We start from the raw sequence: 16,165 nt of genomic DNA on the forward strand, positions 1-16,165 counted from the left end.
CATGAGCGAAGCACAGGACGATCTCACTCTCGACGAAATCCGCGCCCTGCTGGCGCCTGCCCTGGCGCGCCATGCCGCGTTCGACGGCTGGCGGCCACAGGCGGTGACGATGGCAGCGCAGGAGAAGGGGATAGACCCCGATATCGCTGCGCTGGCCTTTGCCGATGGCCCTGTCGACATGATCGACGCCTGGTTCGCGAGCATCGACGCGGGCATGATCGCGGCCTTGCCAGCGGAAGAGCTGGCCGCCCTGTCGATCCGCAAGAGGATCATCGCGCTGATCGAGGCGCGCCTGACCCTGCTGGCGCCGGACCGGGAGGCATTGCGCCGCGCGATCGCGATTCTGGCGCTGCCGACCAATGCGGTGCGGGCGGGCAAGCTGGGCTGGCGCGCGGCCGATGTGATGTGGCGCGCGGCCGGCGATACCGCCGCCGACTTCAACCATTATAGCAAGCGCACGACGCTGACCGCCGTCTATGTCGCCACCCTGCTGGTGTTCATCGATGACGAGAGCGAGGGCCATGCCGACAGCCGCGCCTTTCTGGCCCGGCGGATCGAAAATGTGATGCAGTTCGAGAAAGCCAAGGCGAAGCTGAAGGGCGTGGGCGGCGGCGAGCATCTCAGCCTCTCCCGCTTCATCGGTCGACTGCGCTATCCGGCCATCTGACCGGACGGCAATTCGGGAGAAACGCATTTTTTCTGGCGTTAAGCAGTCGTTATCGATACGCACTCGCAGAAAATAGCCTGTGAGTCCCTGTTCCTTGCGCCTGACCGATCTGCCGCTGAGGCAACCCGCCTATGTCGACCTGATCGACTGGTCCGCCCTCACCCCGTCTGAAGGACAGCGTCTGCGCGAATATGGCCTGTGCGAAGGCGCCAGCGTCGAAGCGTTGCATCATGGCGGTTTTCTGGGCAAGGGGCCGATCGCCTGCAAGGTCGGGCGCATGACCATCGCCATGCGCCGCACCCACGCCGCCGCCGTCACGGTGCGGACCGGCCCCGACGGCACCGGGACACAGGACGAACCGGCATGAGCGGGCTGCCGCTGGTCGCGCTGGTCGGCAATCCCAATGCCGGCAAGAGTGCGCTGTTCAACGCGCTGACCGGCGCGCGGCAGAAGCTGGGCAATTATCCGGGCGTCACGGTGGAGCGCAAGGCGGGCCGGCTGGCCTTGTCGGACGGCCGCCCGGTCGAATTGGTCGACCTGCCCGGCACCTACAGCCTTGACCCCACCAGCCCCGACGAACAGGTCACGCGCGACGTCATTCTGGGTCGGCAGGAGGGCGAAAAGCGCCCTGACGCGCTGGTCATCGTAGTGGATGCGTCCAACCTCGACAATCATCTGCGCTTCGCGCTGGAACTGATCGCGCTTGGCCTGCCCACCGTGGTCGCGCTGAACATGGTCGATCTGGCCACCCGCGACGGGCTGGAACTGGATGCAGCCGTCCTGTCGCGCGAACTGGGCGTGCCGGTCATATCGACCGTCGCCGTGCGCAAGCGCGGCCTGGATCATCTGCGCGAGGAACTGGACGGCCTGATGAACGGCGCGCCCGCGCCCTACACCGCCAAAGCGGCGCGCGATTTCGATACCGTGCGCAGCGACGCGCGCCGGATCGCGCGCGCGGCGATCGTGCGCGAAACGCCATCGCGACGGCTGACCGCGGCGGTGGACCGGGTGCTGTTGCATCCCGTCATCGGCTTCATCCTCTTGCTCGCCTTGCTGTTCGTCATGTTCCAGGCGGTGTTCAGCTGGGCCAGCGCGCCCGCCGACATGCTGGAAGGATGGGTGACGGCGCTGGGCGAAGCGGTGACCAACACGCTGCCGCCCGGCATCGTCCACGACTTTCTGTTGCAGGGCGTGGTCGGCGGCGTGGGCGCGGTGATCGTGTTCCTGCCGCAGATCCTGATCCTCTTCTTCTTCATCCTGATGCTGGAAGCGACCGGCTATATGGCGCGCGCGGCCTTCATCATGGATTCGCTGATGGCGCGGGTCGGCCTGTCGGGCCGGGCCTTCATCCCGCTGCTGTCCTCCTTCGCCTGCGCCGTGCCGGGGATCATGGCGACGCGCACCATTTCCGATCCCAAGGACCGGCTGACCACGATCCTGATCGCGCCGCTGATGACCTGTTCGGCGCGGCTGCCCGTCTATGGCCTGATCATCAGCGCCTTCATCCCGGCCCGTACCGTTGGCTGGGGCGTGGGCCTGCAAGGGCTGGTGATGTTCCTGCTCTATGTCTTCGGCATCGTCGGCGCGCTGGTCGCGGCCTGGGCGCTGCGACTGACCGTGACCAAGGGGGAAAGCAGCGGCTTCCTGATGGAAATGCCCAAATATCAGTGGCCCCGGCCGCAGGATCTGCTCATCGGCCTGTGGCAGCGCGCGGTGATCTTCCTGAAGCGGGCCGGCACCATCATCCTGTTCACCAACATCGTGCTGTGGGTGCTGATGAGCTTCCCCAAGGCGCCCGATGGCGTGCGCCAGAGCGAATATTCGATCGCCGGCCGGATCGCGGGCGGCATCCATCTGCTGGTCGAGCCGATCGGCTTCAACCGCGACATCAGCCTCGCCCTGCTACCATCCATGGCGGCGCGCGAAGTCGCCGTGTCCGCCATCGCCACCGTCTACGCGATCGACGCCGAAGATGATGTGGAGGCGCTGGACAAGGGGCTGGGCGAACGGTTGCAGGGGCGCTGGTCGCTGGCGACGGCGCTGGCTTTCCTCGCCTGGTTCGTCTTCGCGCCGCAGTGCATTTCCACCATCGCGGTGACACGGCGCGAAACCGCCGGCTGGAAATGGACCAGTTTCATGATCGGCTATCTGTTCGCGCTGGCCTATGCCGCAGCGGGCATCACCTACTGGTCCGCGATCGCCTTGGGGCTGGGCTAGGCCGACAGATAGCGGATCGACCCGGCTGGATTTGCCGGCGCGCGCCGCTATAAGGGCCAGCTAATCTTTCGGAGGAATCATGGCAGGCTCGGTCAACAAGGTCATTCTGATCGGCAATCTCGGTGCCGACCCGGAGGTCAAGAGCTTCCAGAATGGCGGCAAGATATGCAATCTGCGTATCGCCACGTCCGAAAGCTGGAAGGACCGCATGACCGGGGAGCGCAAGGAGCGCACCGAATGGCACAGCGTCGTCATCAACAGCGAAGGGCTGGTCGGCGTCGCCGAGCGTTTCCTGCGCAAAGGCTCGAAAATCTATGTCGAGGGCCAGTTGCGCACCCGCAAGTGGCAGGACCAGTCGGGCAATGATCGCTACACGACCGAAGTCGCGCTGTCGGGTCCGGGCGCGGTCCTGACCATGCTGGACGGCGCACCGGGCGGCGGTCAGGGCGGCGGCTATGGCGGCGGCGGTGGCCGTTCGCAGCAGGGCGTCAGCGACTGGCAGGGCGGGTCGAGCGGCTTTGGCGGCGGCGACTATGACGATTTCGGCGGCGGCCAGGGTGGCGGCGGCAACCAGGGCGGTGGCTTTGGCGGCGGGCGGTCGCAGGGCGGCAATAGCGGCGGTGGCGCCGGCCGCGCCGGCAGCCCCAATTTCGACAATGATCTGGACGACGAAGTGCCGTTCTGATCGGCGCATTCACCGGACAATGAAAAGGGCGGCCTCCCGATGGAGACCGCCCTTTTTCACATTCCCGGATAATAGCTCAGCGCGCCAGTTCTTCCGTCGCAAAGGCGCGGATATGCGCGCCCAGATCCTCACGCTCCAGCGCCAGCGCCAGATTGGCCTCGATATAGCCGGCCTTGGACCCGCAATCGAAGCGGCGGCCATCGAAGGTGACGCCATGGAAAGGCTGCTTGCCAATCAGCGAAGCCATCGCGTCGGTCAGCTGAATCTCGCCGCCCGCGCCCTTTTCCTGTGTTTCGAGGATCTTCATCACTTCGGGCTGGAGGATGTAGCGACCGGGCAGGATCAGGTTGCTGGGCGCGGTGCCGAGCACCGGCTTTTCGACCAGCCCCTTCACCTCCGTCAACACGCCGTCGCGCGCGCCCGGATCGATCACGCCATAACTCGGCGTCTGCTCCATCGGGATTTCCAGCGCGCAGACCAGATTACCGCCGACCTTTTCATAGGCATCCACCATCTGCTTCATGCAGCCCTGCCCCGGCGCGCCCTTCATGAACTCGTCGGGCAACAGGATGGCGAAGGGCTCGTCGCCGATGATGTCGCGCGCCACCCAGATGGCATGGCCCAGACCCAACGGCTCCTGCTGGCGCAGGAAGACGGCATTGCCGGGATCAAGCCGCGTGCCTTCCAGCGCCGACAGATCCTTGCCGCGTTCCTTCTGCGTCACTTCGCATTCGAAGGCGATGTCGAAATAATCCTCGATCGCGCCTTTGCCGCGACCGGTGACGAAGATCATCTGCTCGATCCCCGCTTCGCGCGCCTCATCGACCGCATATTGGATCAGCGGACGATCGACCACCGGCAGCAATTCCTTGGGCACCGCCTTGGTCGCGGGCAGGAAACGCGTGCCAAGGCCCGCGACAGGAAAAACGGCTTTACGAATCGGCTTGGTCAAAACTGGATTCCCCTTTGCGCGAACGCGACCCGGCCTTGGATTGCCGTCCGGACAACAAAGGTCAAGCGCCGCGCAAACATTAAACTATTATGAAATCATGCGGGATGCATGATGAAGATCGTCTCAATCATGAAGGTGAAGGCCATGGCGCGCAAGCGCCGACGCCCATCCATCATTCTCAGACAGCGAGGAGACGGCTTGCGACGCTTTCCAGCGCCGTGATTTCACCGTCCAGCTGCTCAAACGCGACATGCTGGATATTGTTGCGTCCGTCGCGGCAGGTGAAGCCGCCCTCTTCGGGTTGATGAAAACCCTGGATGATGAGGGCACGGAACCGGTCGATCCGCTGCATGTCACGCTCGATCGCGGAAATTTCCGTCAGGGCGCTGGCGTTGCGTCGGTCGCGCATCGCCACCATGGTGCGCAATTCGGTCATCAGCTTGGCCATGCTGGGGCGGGTGCGCGCGCCCACGACGCGGACGTCGCCCATCCCTTCCCGCAACAGCCCGATCTTTGCCTCCAGGCTCTGTTCCAGCATGGTCCAGGCGCAGACCAGCCGGCCGACCCCACACAGCAACGCCGCATCCTCCGGCGCATAACCCGAAACCGCCTTCGCACTCACGTCAGAAACCAATTGTACACCCACGCCCCAATATCTCCTCTTGGCTCCAAGCCTTCAGACTTTGCGGCAGAAAAGACCAGAGTGCGGGGCCTTGGCTCCCCGCAGGCGTGGCACGGGCCATCGGCAGCCGTGCATTATCGACGGTGAGCGGAGTCAGGTAAATGGAGTCAGGAACTTAGGGTTAAAAGTCGATGGCGATGCCCTTGCGCTCCCAATCGCCATAGCGCACCGGGCTCAATTCTTCCTGATGGCGCGAAGGCGCGTCGAGTGCGTCGCCCTGCGGCACAGGCGGGTTCTTGGACAGATGGGCGGGCGGCTTCACATGCGCCGGGCGCTTGCCGTTGAAGGTTCCCATATGTGCGGCCTTTCAATTGCGAACGGGGCCGATCCACCCCATATTCATGGCTGAGGCCCGCTATCTGGGCCGCAAAGGAGCGAAGTGCAAGTGAGCGGAATGAAGACGACCATGTTGCTGGCGGCGCTGACGGCGCTGTTCATGGCGCTGGGCTATACGCTGGGCGGCAGCGGCGGCGCGGTGATCGCGCTGCTGGTGGCCGCGGGCATGAACTTCTTCACTTTCTGGAACGCCGACAAGATCGTGCTGCGCATGCACGACGCGCGGGAAGTCGATGCGCAGAGTGCCCCGGATTTCTACAATCTGGTACGCGATCTGGCGCAGCGGGCGCAATTACCGATGCCGCGCGTCTATATTATCGACCAGGACGCCCCCAACGCCTTTGCCACCGGCCGCAATCCCGACAATGCCGCCGTGGCCGCGACGACCGGCCTGCTGGAGATGCTGAGCCGGGACGAGGTGGCAGGGGTAATGGCGCATGAGCTGGGCCATGTGAAGAACCGGGACACGCTGATCATGACGATGGTCGCGACGATCGCGGGCGCGATTTCGATGCTGGCCAATTTCGGGCTCTTCTTCCGCAGCAGCGATAATGAAAACGGCCATGGCAATATGATCGCCAGCCTGCTGGCGGTGATCGTCGCCCCCTTTGCCGCGATGATCGTACAGATGGCGATCAGCCGCACCCGCGAATATGGCGCCGACCGCGCCGGGGCGGAGATTAGCGGCAACCCGCATGCGCTCGCCTCCGCGCTCGCCAAGATCGCGGGACAGGCCGAGCGCATCCCCAATCCGGTAGCGGAGCGCAATCCGGCGGCGGCGCAGCTCTATATCGTGCCGACCCATGTGAGCGAGTTGTTCTCCACCCACCCTGCGACAGAGAAGCGCATCGCCGCCTTGCAGGATATTGCGGCGGACATGGGGGCGCCGGCGCTTCGCGTCACCGCAACGTCGGCAGTGCCGCGCGCTTCGGCGCTATCTCCCCATGCCGCGCCGTCCAAGGACCAGCCACGGCGTCGCAGCGCGCTCGACCCGAACGGGCGCTGATGGTCGACGAACTGGGGGAGGTCGTGGTCGATGTGGCCGGGGCGGTGTTTCGCCATGCCGGCGGGCTGGTCGTGGACCTGACCGTCGATCACATCTTTTCCCGCCATACCGCCCGCTTCTTTCATGGTGTGGGGCGGCGGCTGATCGCGATGCTGACGCTGGGACGCACGCGCATCCCCACCTCGCTTCGGACCGTGCCAAAGGGCGTGTCCGCCCGCCCCCGCCGATCGGACTGGCTGGCGCTATGGGTCGGTATCCTCTTCTGGATCGCCCTGTTCTTCGCGATCGGCCTTGGCGTCTCCCATTTTCTTTGACGGCGAAAGCGCGTAGGGGCCGCTGATGCCCCGCCCCCAAGATCGCAGCCGCCCCAAGCCCCCTCGCGCCGACGCCGTCCCCGGCTTCCCCGCCCGCCGCGCAGCGCTCAAGCTGCTGGACGCGGTGTTGCGCCGGGGCGATCCGCTGGAACTGGCGCTGCATGGCGCGGCGCAGGGCCTGCCCCCGGCCGACCGCGCGCTGGTCCATGCCATCGCCGCCGAAGTGCTGCGCCATCTGCCCGATCTCGACGCGCTGATCGACGGCGCGACGAAACAGGTGCTGCCCGACGATGCCAAGGCGCGGATGGTGCTGCGCATCGCGCTCGCGCAGACCTTGGCGCTCGACACCCCGCCCCATGCCGCGATCGCCACCGCCCTGCCGCTGGTCGATGGCGGCCCGCGCAAGCTGGTCCATGGCGTGTTCGGCACGGTGACGCGCGGCGAACCCAGCCTGCCCGTGCCGCCGACCTTGCCGGCGCATGTCGCGGAACGCTGGACCGGCCAGTGGGGCGATGCGATGCCGCAGGCCGCCGCCCATGCCTATGGCGTGCGACCGCCGGTCGATGTCAGCCTGCGCGACGCCAGTGAGACAGCGACTTGGACAGCGCAATTGGACGGCACATCCTTCGCGCCCGGCCATGTCCGCCTGCCTGAAGGCACGAATATTCCCGACCTCCCCGGCTTTGCCGAGGGTGCCTGGTGGGTGCAGGATATCGCGGCCTCCTGCGCCGCGCGGCTGCTGGGACCGGGCGAGGATCGCACCGTGCTGGACCTGTGCGCTGCGCCGGGTGGCAAGACGATGCAGCTGGCGGCGGCCAGATGGCGCGTGACAGCGATCGACCAGTCGAAGAAGCGGCTGGAGCGCTTGTCCGAGAATCTGGCGCGCACCGGCCTGTCCGCCGAGGTGGCGGCCGCCGATCTGCGCCAGTGGCAGCCCGATGCCCCGGTGGACGCCATCCTGCTCGACGCGCCCTGTACCGCGACCGGCATCTATCGCCGCCATCCCGACGTGCTGCATCGCATCGGCCCGCGCCAGATCGCGGAACTGGCGGAATTGCAGGGCGAACTGCTCGCCCGCGCCGCCGGCTGGCTGAAGCCGGGCGGGCACATCATCTACGCCACCTGTTCGCTGGAGCAGGCCGAGGGCGAGGAGCAGGTCGGGCGCTTTCTGGCCGCGCATCCCGGCTTTGCGCTGCTGCCGATCGAGTCCGCCGAACTGCCCGAAGGCATGGCGCCGACCGCGCAGGGCTGGCTGCGTACCCTGCCCGACACGCTGGCGGCGCAGGGCGGCACGGACGGATTTTTCATCGCCCGGCTTGTCAGAAAGGCAAACTAAGCCTTAACCAAGATTAGCCTATGGAAAGGCTCTTGTTTTTAAGGTCCGCCATGCGCCCGATCGAGCCTCTCCCTCTGCATCATAGCTGGCCGCTCTACGACCTGCGCGCGCATCTTGCCCCCGTCCTGCTCGATTCCAGCATCGCCCGTAACGACGCGGCGCTGGCCGAACGGGGCCTTGGCCTGTGGCATTGTGACCTCAGCGATAACAGCCTGCGCTGGACGGCGGGGGTCTATGACATATTCGGGCTGGACCGGGACAGCAGCGTCTCCCGCGCCTTGTCCGCCTCCCTGTACGCCCCGGATTCGCGCGAGGCGATGGAGCGGCTGCGCGCCTATGCCATCCGCCATAAGCGCGGCTTCACGCTGGACGTCGATATCCATCAGGCCGATGGCATGGGGGAATGCGCGATGCGCCTGATCGCCGCGCCGGTGCTGAACGAGGTTGACGACGTCATCGGCCTGCATGGCGTCAAGCAATTGCTGCCCAGGGGCGCGGTCGCTTCCCAGCGGCTCGATCCGACGATTTTCGTCATGCTTTGATGGGGTTGGAGTCGATTTGAAAAATGCGCGGGAGAGCGCATTTTTGATCCGCACAAGCCCTTCAAACGAGGCACGTGACTCGTTTGAACCCACCCGGCCACCCAACGACAGTATTTTATGAGTGGCCGGGTGGAGGAGAGGGCTGGTGCGGCTTCCAAACAACAATCGCGAATCGCCTGAAAATGTCCGTTGCCCTGTGCCCCGGCGGTGACTAAGGCGAACGGTTAATGACCCGTCCTATTCTCATCTCGCCCTCCATCCTGTCCGCCGACTTTGCCCGTCTGGGTGAGGAGGTCCGCGCCATCGACGCCGCCGGTTGCGACTGGGTGCATATCGACGTGATGGACGGGCATTTCGTGCCCAATATCACCATCGGCCCGGCCGTGGTGAAGGCGCTGCGCCCGCACACGCAAAAGACGTTTGACGTCCATCTGATGATCTCGCCGGTGGACCTGTATCTGGACGCCTTCGCGCAGGCTGGCGCCGACATCATCACCGTCCATCCCGAAGCCGGGCCGCACATCCACCGCTCCGTCCAGCATATCAAGTCGCTGGGCGTGAAGGCAGGTGTGGTACTGAACCCCGGCACCCCGGCCAAGATGCTCGACTATCTGATGGATGATGTCGACCTGATCCTGGTGATGAGCGTCAACCCCGGTTTCGGCGGGCAAAGCTTCATCGAGAACCAGCTGCGCAAGATCGAGGCGATCCGCAAGATGATCGACAAGAGCGGGCGTGACATTCATTTGCAGGTCGATGGCGGCATCGATTTCAACACCGCGCCCAGAGCGATCGCAGCCGGCGCCGACGTCTTGGTCGCCGGCACCGCCACCTTCCGCGGCGGCCCCGACGCTTACGCCGACAATATCCGGAAGCTGCGGGGCGGGTGAGCGAAGCCCGGCGCATCTCCCCCCGCTCCGCGCCCGACACCGCTCCACAGGCGGCCGACGACAGCATAGAGCAGGGCAAGCGGCTCATCCGCGTCGCGGATGACAAGGGGCTGTCGCTGGCCCAGAAGATCGCCAATCAATTTTATCTGCTCAGCTGGAAGACGCCGATCCACGGCCGCAAGCTGAAGGGCAAATATCCGCTCAAGCTGCTGGCCGTGCCGGACGACGCCATTCCCGGCGACGGGCGCGCGGGCGCGGCGATGCGCGCGGGCTATTTCCTGTTCCGGGGGCAGAAGCTGCCGGTCGATAAGCTGGACTTCGCCCGGCTGACGGTCGGCCCCGCCTTTGCCGACTATCTGCACAGCTTCCGCTGGCTGCGCGACCTGTCCAGCGCCGCCTCCCGCGAGCAGGGCGCACCGATCGCCGAAAGCGTGATGCGCAAATGGCTGGCGACCCATCATGAAACGCCCAGCGAACCAGCCTGGCGCGCGGACAATGCCGGCTGGCGCCTGCTGTTCTGGACCGCCCATGCGCCGCTGATCCTCTCGTCCAGCGACCTTGTCTATCGCTCGCTGGTGCTGAACTGCATTGCGCGCACCGCCCGGCATCTGGACCGCAGCGCCGACAAGGCGCCGATGGGACTCCCCCGGCTCGTCGCCTGGTGCGGCATCGTCGCGGCGTCGCTGCTGATCCCCGGCGGCCATGCGCGCAAGCTGTTCGGCGAAGCGGGCCTGAAACGCGCGATCGACAGCGGTTTCCACGCCGATGGCGGCATCGTGTCGCGATCCCCGCTGGCGCAGTTGGAAGCAGTGATGCTGCTGTCCATGGTGCAGGCGGTCTATGATGTGCGACGCGAACCGGCGCCCGCCTGCCTCGGCGAAGCGTTGGCGCGCGCGGTGCCGGCCCTGCTGGGGCTGACCCATGGCGATGGCGGGCTTGGCAGCTGGCAGGGCGCGGGCGCGATCGCCCCGGATGCCGTCGCCGCCGTGGTCAGCGCCAGCCGGGTGCGCACCCGGCCGCTGCGACAGGCCCGCGACTGGGGCTATCAGCGGATCGCGGCGGGCGCGACCGTGGTGCAGATCGACGCCGCCCCGCCGCCGGTCGCGCGACTGGCCGAGGCTGGCTGCGCTTCGACCGGCGGACTCGAGATCAGCGACGGGCCGCTGCGCCTGATCGTCAATTGCGGCGGCGCGGCCCTGGAAGGCGCATGGATTCCCCGCGATCTGGCGCAGGGGCTGCGCACAACGGCGGCGCACAGCACGCTGGTCCTGAACGACAGCAATTCCACCGCCCTGCTGCCCGACGGTACGCTGGGCAAGGGCGTGACCGAGGTGGAGCTGAACCGGCAGGAACTGGACAATGGGAGCCGGCTGGACCTTTCCCATGACGGCTATGTCCGGCGCATGGGCTATGTCCACCGCCGCCTGCTGCTGATGAGTGGCGACGGCAAGGAAATTCGCGGCGAGGACATGCTGACCCCGGCGGAGCGCCGCCGCAAGCCGTCGAAACAGCCGGTGCAGTTGCGCTTCCATCTGGCGCCGGGTGTCGAACCGACCCTGACCGCCGACAATATGGGCGCGCTGCTGCGCATCGACCTCGGCCCGCTCTGGCAGTTTCGGGCGGGCGCGGGCGCACTGAGCGTCGAGGACAGCCTGTGGGTCGATGGCGACGGGCGTCCGCATCCGACCCGGCAACTGGTCGTCACCGCCGAAGCGCTGCCCGGCGGATCGAGCATCGGCTGGATTTTCAAGCGGATGAACTGAGCGGGTTCCGCTCCGTTGATATAGAAAAGCCCGCCTTTTCCGGTTTCTATCGCCGATCGGCTGACCCGCAGCCGGCAAACACGCCTCGGGGCTGTATTTTTGCCCCGTCTGGCACTAAGGGACCGGCGCAAAGCCGTACCGCTCTTTGCCATAGGAAAGCTCCAGCCTCATGACTGACGTCACCATCAAGCGCGCCCTGTTGTCCGTGTCCGACAAGTCGGGCCTCATCGAACTGGGTCAGGCGCTGGGCAAGCATGGCGTCGAACTGGTGTCGACCGGCGGCACGGCCAAGACGCTGCGCGAAGCCGGCCTGGAAGTGAAGGATATTTCCGACCTCACCGGCTTCCCCGAAATGATGGACGGCCGCGTCAAGACGCTGCACCCCAAGGTCCATGGCGGCCTGCTCGCCGTGCGCAACAATGCCGAGCACGTGGCGTCGATGGACGAACATGCAATCGGCGCGATCGATCTGGTGGTCGTCAACCTCTATCCCTTCGCCGCGACGGTGGCCAAGGGCGCCGACCGCGACGAGATCATCGAGAATATCGATATTGGCGGTCCGTCCATGGTCCGTTCGGCCGCGAAGAATCATGAAAGCGTCGCGATCGTCACCGATCCGACCGACTATGCCCGCCTGATCGAAGAGATGGAGCAGAAGGGCGGCGCAACCAGCTACGACTTCCGCCGGATGCTGGCGGCCAAGGCCTATGCCGCCACCGCTGCATACGACTCGATGATCGCCAGCTGGTTCGCCTTCGCCGATCAGGGCGTGATGTTCCCCGAAACGCTGGCCGTATCGAGCAAGCTGGGTGCGACGCTGCGCTATGGCGAAAATCCGCACCAGTCGGCCGCGCTCTATCTGCCCGTCGGTCCTTCGGCCAAGGGCATCGCCCAGGCCGAGCAGATTCAGGGCAAGGAACTGTCCTACAATAATTATAACGACGCCGACGCCGCGCTGGAGCTGGTCAGCGAATTCCGCGATGGCCCGCCGACCGTGGTGATCGTCAAGCACGCCAATCCATGCGGCGTCGCCACCGGCGAGACGCTGATCGAAGCCTATGAGGCGGCGCTCGCCTGCGACAGCGTGTCGGCCTTCGGCGGCATCATCGCCGTTAACCGGCCGCTCGATGGCCCCACCGCCGAAGCGATCAGCGGCATCTTCACCGAAGTCGTCGCCGCGCCGGATGCCGATGATGAGGCCAAGGCGATCTTTGCCAAGAAGAAGAATCTGCGCCTGCTGCTGACCGGCGAACTGCCCGATCCGGCGCGTCCCGGCCTCCAGATCAAGAGCATCGCCGGCGGCCTGCTGGTCCAGAGCCGCGACAATGGCAAAGTGGATCGCGATGCACTCAAAGTCGTGACCAAGCGCGCGCCCACCGAACAGGAGTTGAAGGACTGCCTGTTCGCCTGGACCGTGGCCAAGCATGTGAAGTCCAACGCCATCGTCTATGCCAAGGACGGCAGCACGGCGGGCGTCGGCGCGGGCCAGATGAACCGCCTCGAATCCGCGCGCATCGCCGCGTGGAAGGCGAAGGACGCCGCCGAAAAGGCCGGCTGGGCCACGCCGCGCACGATCGGCTCCGCAGTCGCCTCCGACGCCTTCTTCCCCTTTGCCGACGGCCTGCTGGCGGCGGTGGAAGCCGGCGCGACGGCGGTGATCCAGCCGGGCGGTTCGATCCGCGACGAAGACGTGATCGCGGCGGCGGACGAAGCCGGTCTGGCGATGGTCTTCACCGGCATGCGCCACTTCCGCCACTAAGGTTCAGGGCGTCAGCGCGGCCTTTCTTTGAGCCAGGCCGCGCAGGCGTCATTCCCGGTACCCATGCCGTCAGGGTCGGTTCCGGCGAGGCCGCCGAAACAGGGATTTTCGGGATCGGAAAAGCTGTGCCAATCATAGGATCGGGGCAAGAAATCCTCCGGCCCATAAGACAGCCCCAAGCGATGAATATCGCGCAGCAGTTGAGAAGGCGGCGAAGCGTAGGGAGATTCAGCCGCATTATCCTCTATTGAACCGAGGCTGCCTCGGCGAACCTGCTCCACCCCAACCCATGTCCCATCAATGGTGCCGCCCGAATGCCCCTTCGAGAACCGCACGCGCTCTGAAAACGCCTGCACCACATCGCGATAATCTTCCTCGGGCACGAAGAATGCGCGTTCTTCGACCGGCGTTGGCGTGCCTGCATTTTCTGATGCACTGCGCCAAACATGCACGGCGATGATCCGGCAGCGCCTTTTGATCTCTTCGTCGCTGAAATCGCGACCCTTCCACATCACCAGACAACCCGCCGGTTGCGGCGTGAAGTCCAACACATAGTCGTACAGGCCGAAGGACGGCGCGACCTGCAATCGCATGGCGCCGTCCTGCGTCAGCGCCGGCAAGTTTAGCTTGGCTCTTTCAACGACATAGCTGTCCTTCAACGGCCCATCGACATAATATCCCGTGCGCTTCGGCCCACCCAGCATTTCCACCAGCCAGTCCGGCATGGCGCTGTAGGAACAGCCAGCCATCAGCGGCAGCAGGAACAGGGCGGGCAAGAGGCGGGTCAGGCGCATGGCCCTGCATCCCGCGACGGGCCGGCCAAGGTCAAGCGCCAAAGCCCTTCGCACCTGCAAAAATCGCGGAAAACCGCCATTTTTTGTCAATTGGCCTCTTTTCAACTCTGCCGGGGGCGCCTATTTATAAGGGCGACCCTACTTCCACGGCAGACGTGGGGCGAACAATAAAAAGCATGTTCGACAGGAGAATAGGATGACCAAGAAGACGCTGGTGGCGCTGGCCGCCACGATGGCCCTTGCGCTGCCCGGCGTGGCGAGCGCCGGCAGCAACGACATGGATGTGGTGGTGGACGGCCATGCCGGCACCGAAACCCGCAGCATCGCCGTATCGGTGGCCGACCTCAACCTTTCCAGCACCAACGGCATGCGCCGTGCCGATTCCCGCCTCGTCCGCGCCTCGAAGCAGGTGTGCGGCTGGGTGAACGGATCGGTCATTCCCGTCACCGACGATTATCGCGCCTGCTATGGCAGCGCGATCGACGGCGCGCGCAGCGATCTCAACGGCCTGGCCCAGCGCCAGAGCTGAACCAGCTATCCCCTTCCCCCACGAAGGGAAAGTGCGGGGCCGTTCCACTGCTGTGGGGCGGCCCTTTGCCGTGATGCGGGGCATCATGCTTACCACCCATTAACCACTCCTTAGAGGATTTCCTTCAGTTCCGGAGGTACGAAATATCACTCGGGGAACTGCCTGCCATGCCGCGTACCGATCACAGCGTCGACGTTGCCATCATCGGCGCCGGCCCGGCGGGCCTGACCGCCGCCTATCTGCTGACAAAGCAGGGACTTAACGTGACAGTGATCGAAAAAGACCCGGTCTATGTCGGCGGCATCAGCCGCACGGTGGAACTGGACGGCTTCCGATTCGACATTGGTGGACACCGATTCTTCTCCAAGTCGCAGCAGGTGGTGGACCTGTGGAACGAGATATTGCCCGACGACTTCATCCAGCGTCCGCGGATGAGCCGCATCTATTATGAGGGCAAATTCTACAGCTATCCGCTGCGTGCGTTCGAAGCGCTGTGGAATCTCGGCATCTGGCGCTCGACACTGTGCATGGCGAGTTTCGCCAAGGCGAAGCTGTTCCCGAACCGCAACGTCCGCTCCTTCCAGGACTGGACCGTCAACGCTTTCGGCCACAAGCTCTTCTCCATCTTCTTCAAGACCTACACGGAGAAGGTCTGGGGCATGCCCTGCAACGAAATGTCGGCCGACTGGGCGGCGCAGCGGATCAAGGGCCTGTCGCTCTGGGGCGCAGTGACCGATGGTCTCAAGCGCTCGCTTGGCCTCAATAAGAAGCCCAATGACGGCATGGCGACCAAGACGCTGCTGGAAACCTTCCGCTATCCGCGCCTTGGCCCCGGCATGATGTGGGAAGCCGCGCGCGACAAGGTGGTCGAGGGCGGCAACCAGGTACTGATGGCGCACAGCTTCAAGCGGCTGGAAGAGGATAAGGCGAACGACCGGTGGCGGCTGATCGCGACCGGACCGGACGGCGATGTCACGATCGACGCTGCCCATGTCATCTCGTCGGCGCCCATGCGCGAACTGGCCGGCCGTATTCATCCGCTGCCCGACAGCCTGCCGCAGGCGATGGACCTCAAATATCGCGACTTCCTGACCGTGGCGCTGATGGTGAAGGGGGAGGATATCTTCCCCGACAACTGGATCTATATCCATGACAGCAAGGTGCAGGTCGGCCGTATTCAGAATTTCCGCAGCTGGTCGCCCGAGATGGTGCCCGATCCCTCGCTCGCTTGCGTGGGCCTGGAATATTTTTGTTTCGAGGGCGATGGCCTGTGGTCGGCGTCGGATGCCGATCTGATCGCACTCGCCACCCGCGAAATGGGCCAGCTTGGCCTCTGCAAAGCCGACGATGTCGTCGGCGGCGCGGTGGTGCGGCAGGAAAAGGCCTATCCGGTCTATGACGACGACTATGCCGCCAATGTGCTGGCGATGCGCAGCGAACTGGAGGCACGTTATCCTACGCTGCATCTGGTCGGCCGCAACGGCATGCACCGCTATAATAATCAGGACCATGCAATGATGACGGCGATGCTGACAGTGCGCAATATCGTCGCGGGCGCCCGCATCCATGACGTATGGCAGGTCAATGAGGATGCCGAATATCATGAGGCCGGCGACGAGGGCCAGGATGCCGATACGCAGGCCGCCCTGTCCAGCGTGCGCGCCGTGCCATCGCGGCTGAAGGCCGCCTGACG

At 65.2% G+C, this 16,165-nt stretch carries 17 protein-coding genes; 13 read left to right on the forward strand and 4 right to left on the reverse strand.

The genetic code is table 11. The features are described from left to right. The first annotated feature begins 1 nt into the window (after position 1). From RQH62_RS14245 to ssb, 4 genes are all read left to right on the forward strand, one after another. Positions 2–667, forward strand: a complete 666-nt coding sequence (locus RQH62_RS14245; RefSeq protein WP_311269395.1) for a COQ9 family protein — start codon at positions 2–4, stop codon at positions 665–667. A 94-nt stretch (positions 668–761) separates the two neighbouring features. Then, positions 762–1,034 (forward strand): FeoA family protein, encoded by a 273-nt coding sequence (locus tag RQH62_RS14250; protein ID WP_311269476.1) that lies wholly within the window; start codon positions 762–764, stop codon positions 1,032–1,034. Continuing rightward, the gene (locus RQH62_RS14255) at positions 1,031–2,884 is read left to right on the forward strand and encodes a ferrous iron transporter B (protein WP_311269396.1); all 1,854 of its coding nucleotides are present in this window, start codon (positions 1,031–1,033) and stop codon (positions 2,882–2,884) included. The genes RQH62_RS14250 and RQH62_RS14255 overlap by 4 nt, the downstream gene beginning before the upstream one ends. 79 nt (positions 2,885–2,963) lie before the next feature. Next, positions 2,964–3,569, forward strand: a complete 606-nt coding sequence (gene ssb / locus RQH62_RS14260) for a single-stranded DNA-binding protein (protein ID WP_311269397.1) — start codon at positions 2,964–2,966, stop codon at positions 3,567–3,569. A 76-nt stretch (positions 3,570–3,645) separates the two neighbouring features. On the opposite strand, the gene RQH62_RS14265 is transcribed toward ssb, so the two are convergent. The 3 genes from RQH62_RS14265 to RQH62_RS14275 all read right to left on the reverse strand — a co-directional run bounded on the left by RQH62_RS14265 (position 3,646) and on the right by RQH62_RS14275 (position 5,498). After that, entirely contained in the window at positions 3,646–4,521 is an 876-nt protein-coding gene (locus tag RQH62_RS14265; protein WP_311269398.1) for a UTP--glucose-1-phosphate uridylyltransferase, read from the reverse strand. Between the two features lie 178 nt (positions 4,522–4,699). Continuing rightward, complete coding sequence (locus RQH62_RS14270; protein WP_311269399.1) at positions 4,700–5,167, reverse strand: hypothetical protein; 468 nt, start codon at positions 5,165–5,167, stop codon at positions 4,700–4,702. A 157-nt stretch (positions 5,168–5,324) separates the two neighbouring features. After that, positions 5,325–5,498, reverse strand: coding sequence for a DUF1674 domain-containing protein (locus tag RQH62_RS14275; RefSeq protein ID WP_311269400.1), 174 nt, complete (start codon positions 5,496–5,498; stop codon positions 5,325–5,327). A 90-nt stretch (positions 5,499–5,588) separates the two neighbouring features. Here RQH62_RS14275 and htpX point away from each other — a divergent pair, with 90 nt between their 5' ends. The 7 genes from htpX to purH all read left to right on the forward strand — a co-directional run bounded on the left by htpX (position 5,589) and on the right by purH (position 13,149). Further along, positions 5,589–6,545, forward strand: a complete 957-nt coding sequence (gene htpX / locus RQH62_RS14280; RefSeq protein WP_311269401.1) for a zinc metalloprotease HtpX — start codon at positions 5,589–5,591, stop codon at positions 6,543–6,545. Beyond that, on the forward strand, positions 6,545–6,859 hold the full coding sequence (locus tag RQH62_RS14285; protein WP_311269402.1) for a hypothetical protein: 315 nt from the start codon (positions 6,545–6,547) through the stop codon (positions 6,857–6,859). Before htpX ends, RQH62_RS14285 begins: the two co-directional genes overlap by 1 nt. A gap of 25 nt (positions 6,860–6,884) precedes the next feature. Beyond that, positions 6,885–8,195: a transcription antitermination factor NusB gene (locus tag RQH62_RS14290; protein ID WP_311269403.1), complete on the forward strand. Its 1,311-nt coding sequence runs from the start codon at positions 6,885–6,887 to the stop codon at positions 8,193–8,195. A 50-nt stretch (positions 8,196–8,245) separates the two neighbouring features. Then, on the forward strand, positions 8,246–8,737 hold the full coding sequence (locus tag RQH62_RS14295; protein WP_311269404.1) for a diguanylate cyclase: 492 nt from the start codon (positions 8,246–8,248) through the stop codon (positions 8,735–8,737). Positions 8,738–8,964: 227 nt separating this feature from the next. Beyond that, on the forward strand, positions 8,965–9,627 hold the full coding sequence (gene rpe / locus RQH62_RS14300) for a ribulose-phosphate 3-epimerase (protein WP_311269405.1): 663 nt from the start codon (positions 8,965–8,967) through the stop codon (positions 9,625–9,627). Then, the gene (locus RQH62_RS14305; protein WP_311269406.1) at positions 9,624–11,390 is read left to right on the forward strand and encodes a heparinase II/III family protein; all 1,767 of its coding nucleotides are present in this window, start codon (positions 9,624–9,626) and stop codon (positions 11,388–11,390) included. The genes rpe and RQH62_RS14305 overlap by 4 nt, the downstream gene beginning before the upstream one ends. A gap of 169 nt (positions 11,391–11,559) precedes the next feature. Then, on the forward strand, positions 11,560–13,149 hold the full coding sequence (gene purH / locus RQH62_RS14310) for a bifunctional phosphoribosylaminoimidazolecarboxamide formyltransferase/IMP cyclohydrolase (protein WP_311269407.1): 1,590 nt from the start codon (positions 11,560–11,562) through the stop codon (positions 13,147–13,149). Between the two features lie 11 nt (positions 13,150–13,160). Here the strand turns inward: purH and RQH62_RS14315 are convergent, their stop codons facing one another. Further along, complete coding sequence (locus tag RQH62_RS14315) at positions 13,161–13,874, reverse strand: hypothetical protein (protein ID WP_311269408.1); 714 nt, start codon at positions 13,872–13,874, stop codon at positions 13,161–13,163. Positions 13,875–14,139: 265 nt separating this feature from the next. On the opposite strand from RQH62_RS14315, the gene RQH62_RS14320 reads away from it, so the two are divergent. Together RQH62_RS14320 and RQH62_RS14325 are read left to right on the forward strand one after the other, a co-directional pair. Next, a complete protein-coding gene (locus tag RQH62_RS14320) occupies positions 14,140–14,472 on the forward strand; it encodes a UrcA family protein (RefSeq protein ID WP_311269409.1) in 333 nt (110 codons plus the stop codon). Positions 14,473–14,639: 167 nt separating this feature from the next. Then, a complete protein-coding gene (locus RQH62_RS14325; protein ID WP_311269410.1) occupies positions 14,640–16,163 on the forward strand; it encodes an NAD(P)/FAD-dependent oxidoreductase in 1,524 nt (507 codons plus the stop codon). Positions 16,164–16,165 lie beyond the last annotated feature (2 nt).

This window comes from Sphingobium sp. WCS2017Hpa-17, assembly GCF_031843765.1.
Lineage (GTDB): Bacteria > Pseudomonadota > Alphaproteobacteria > Sphingomonadales > Sphingomonadaceae > Sphingobium.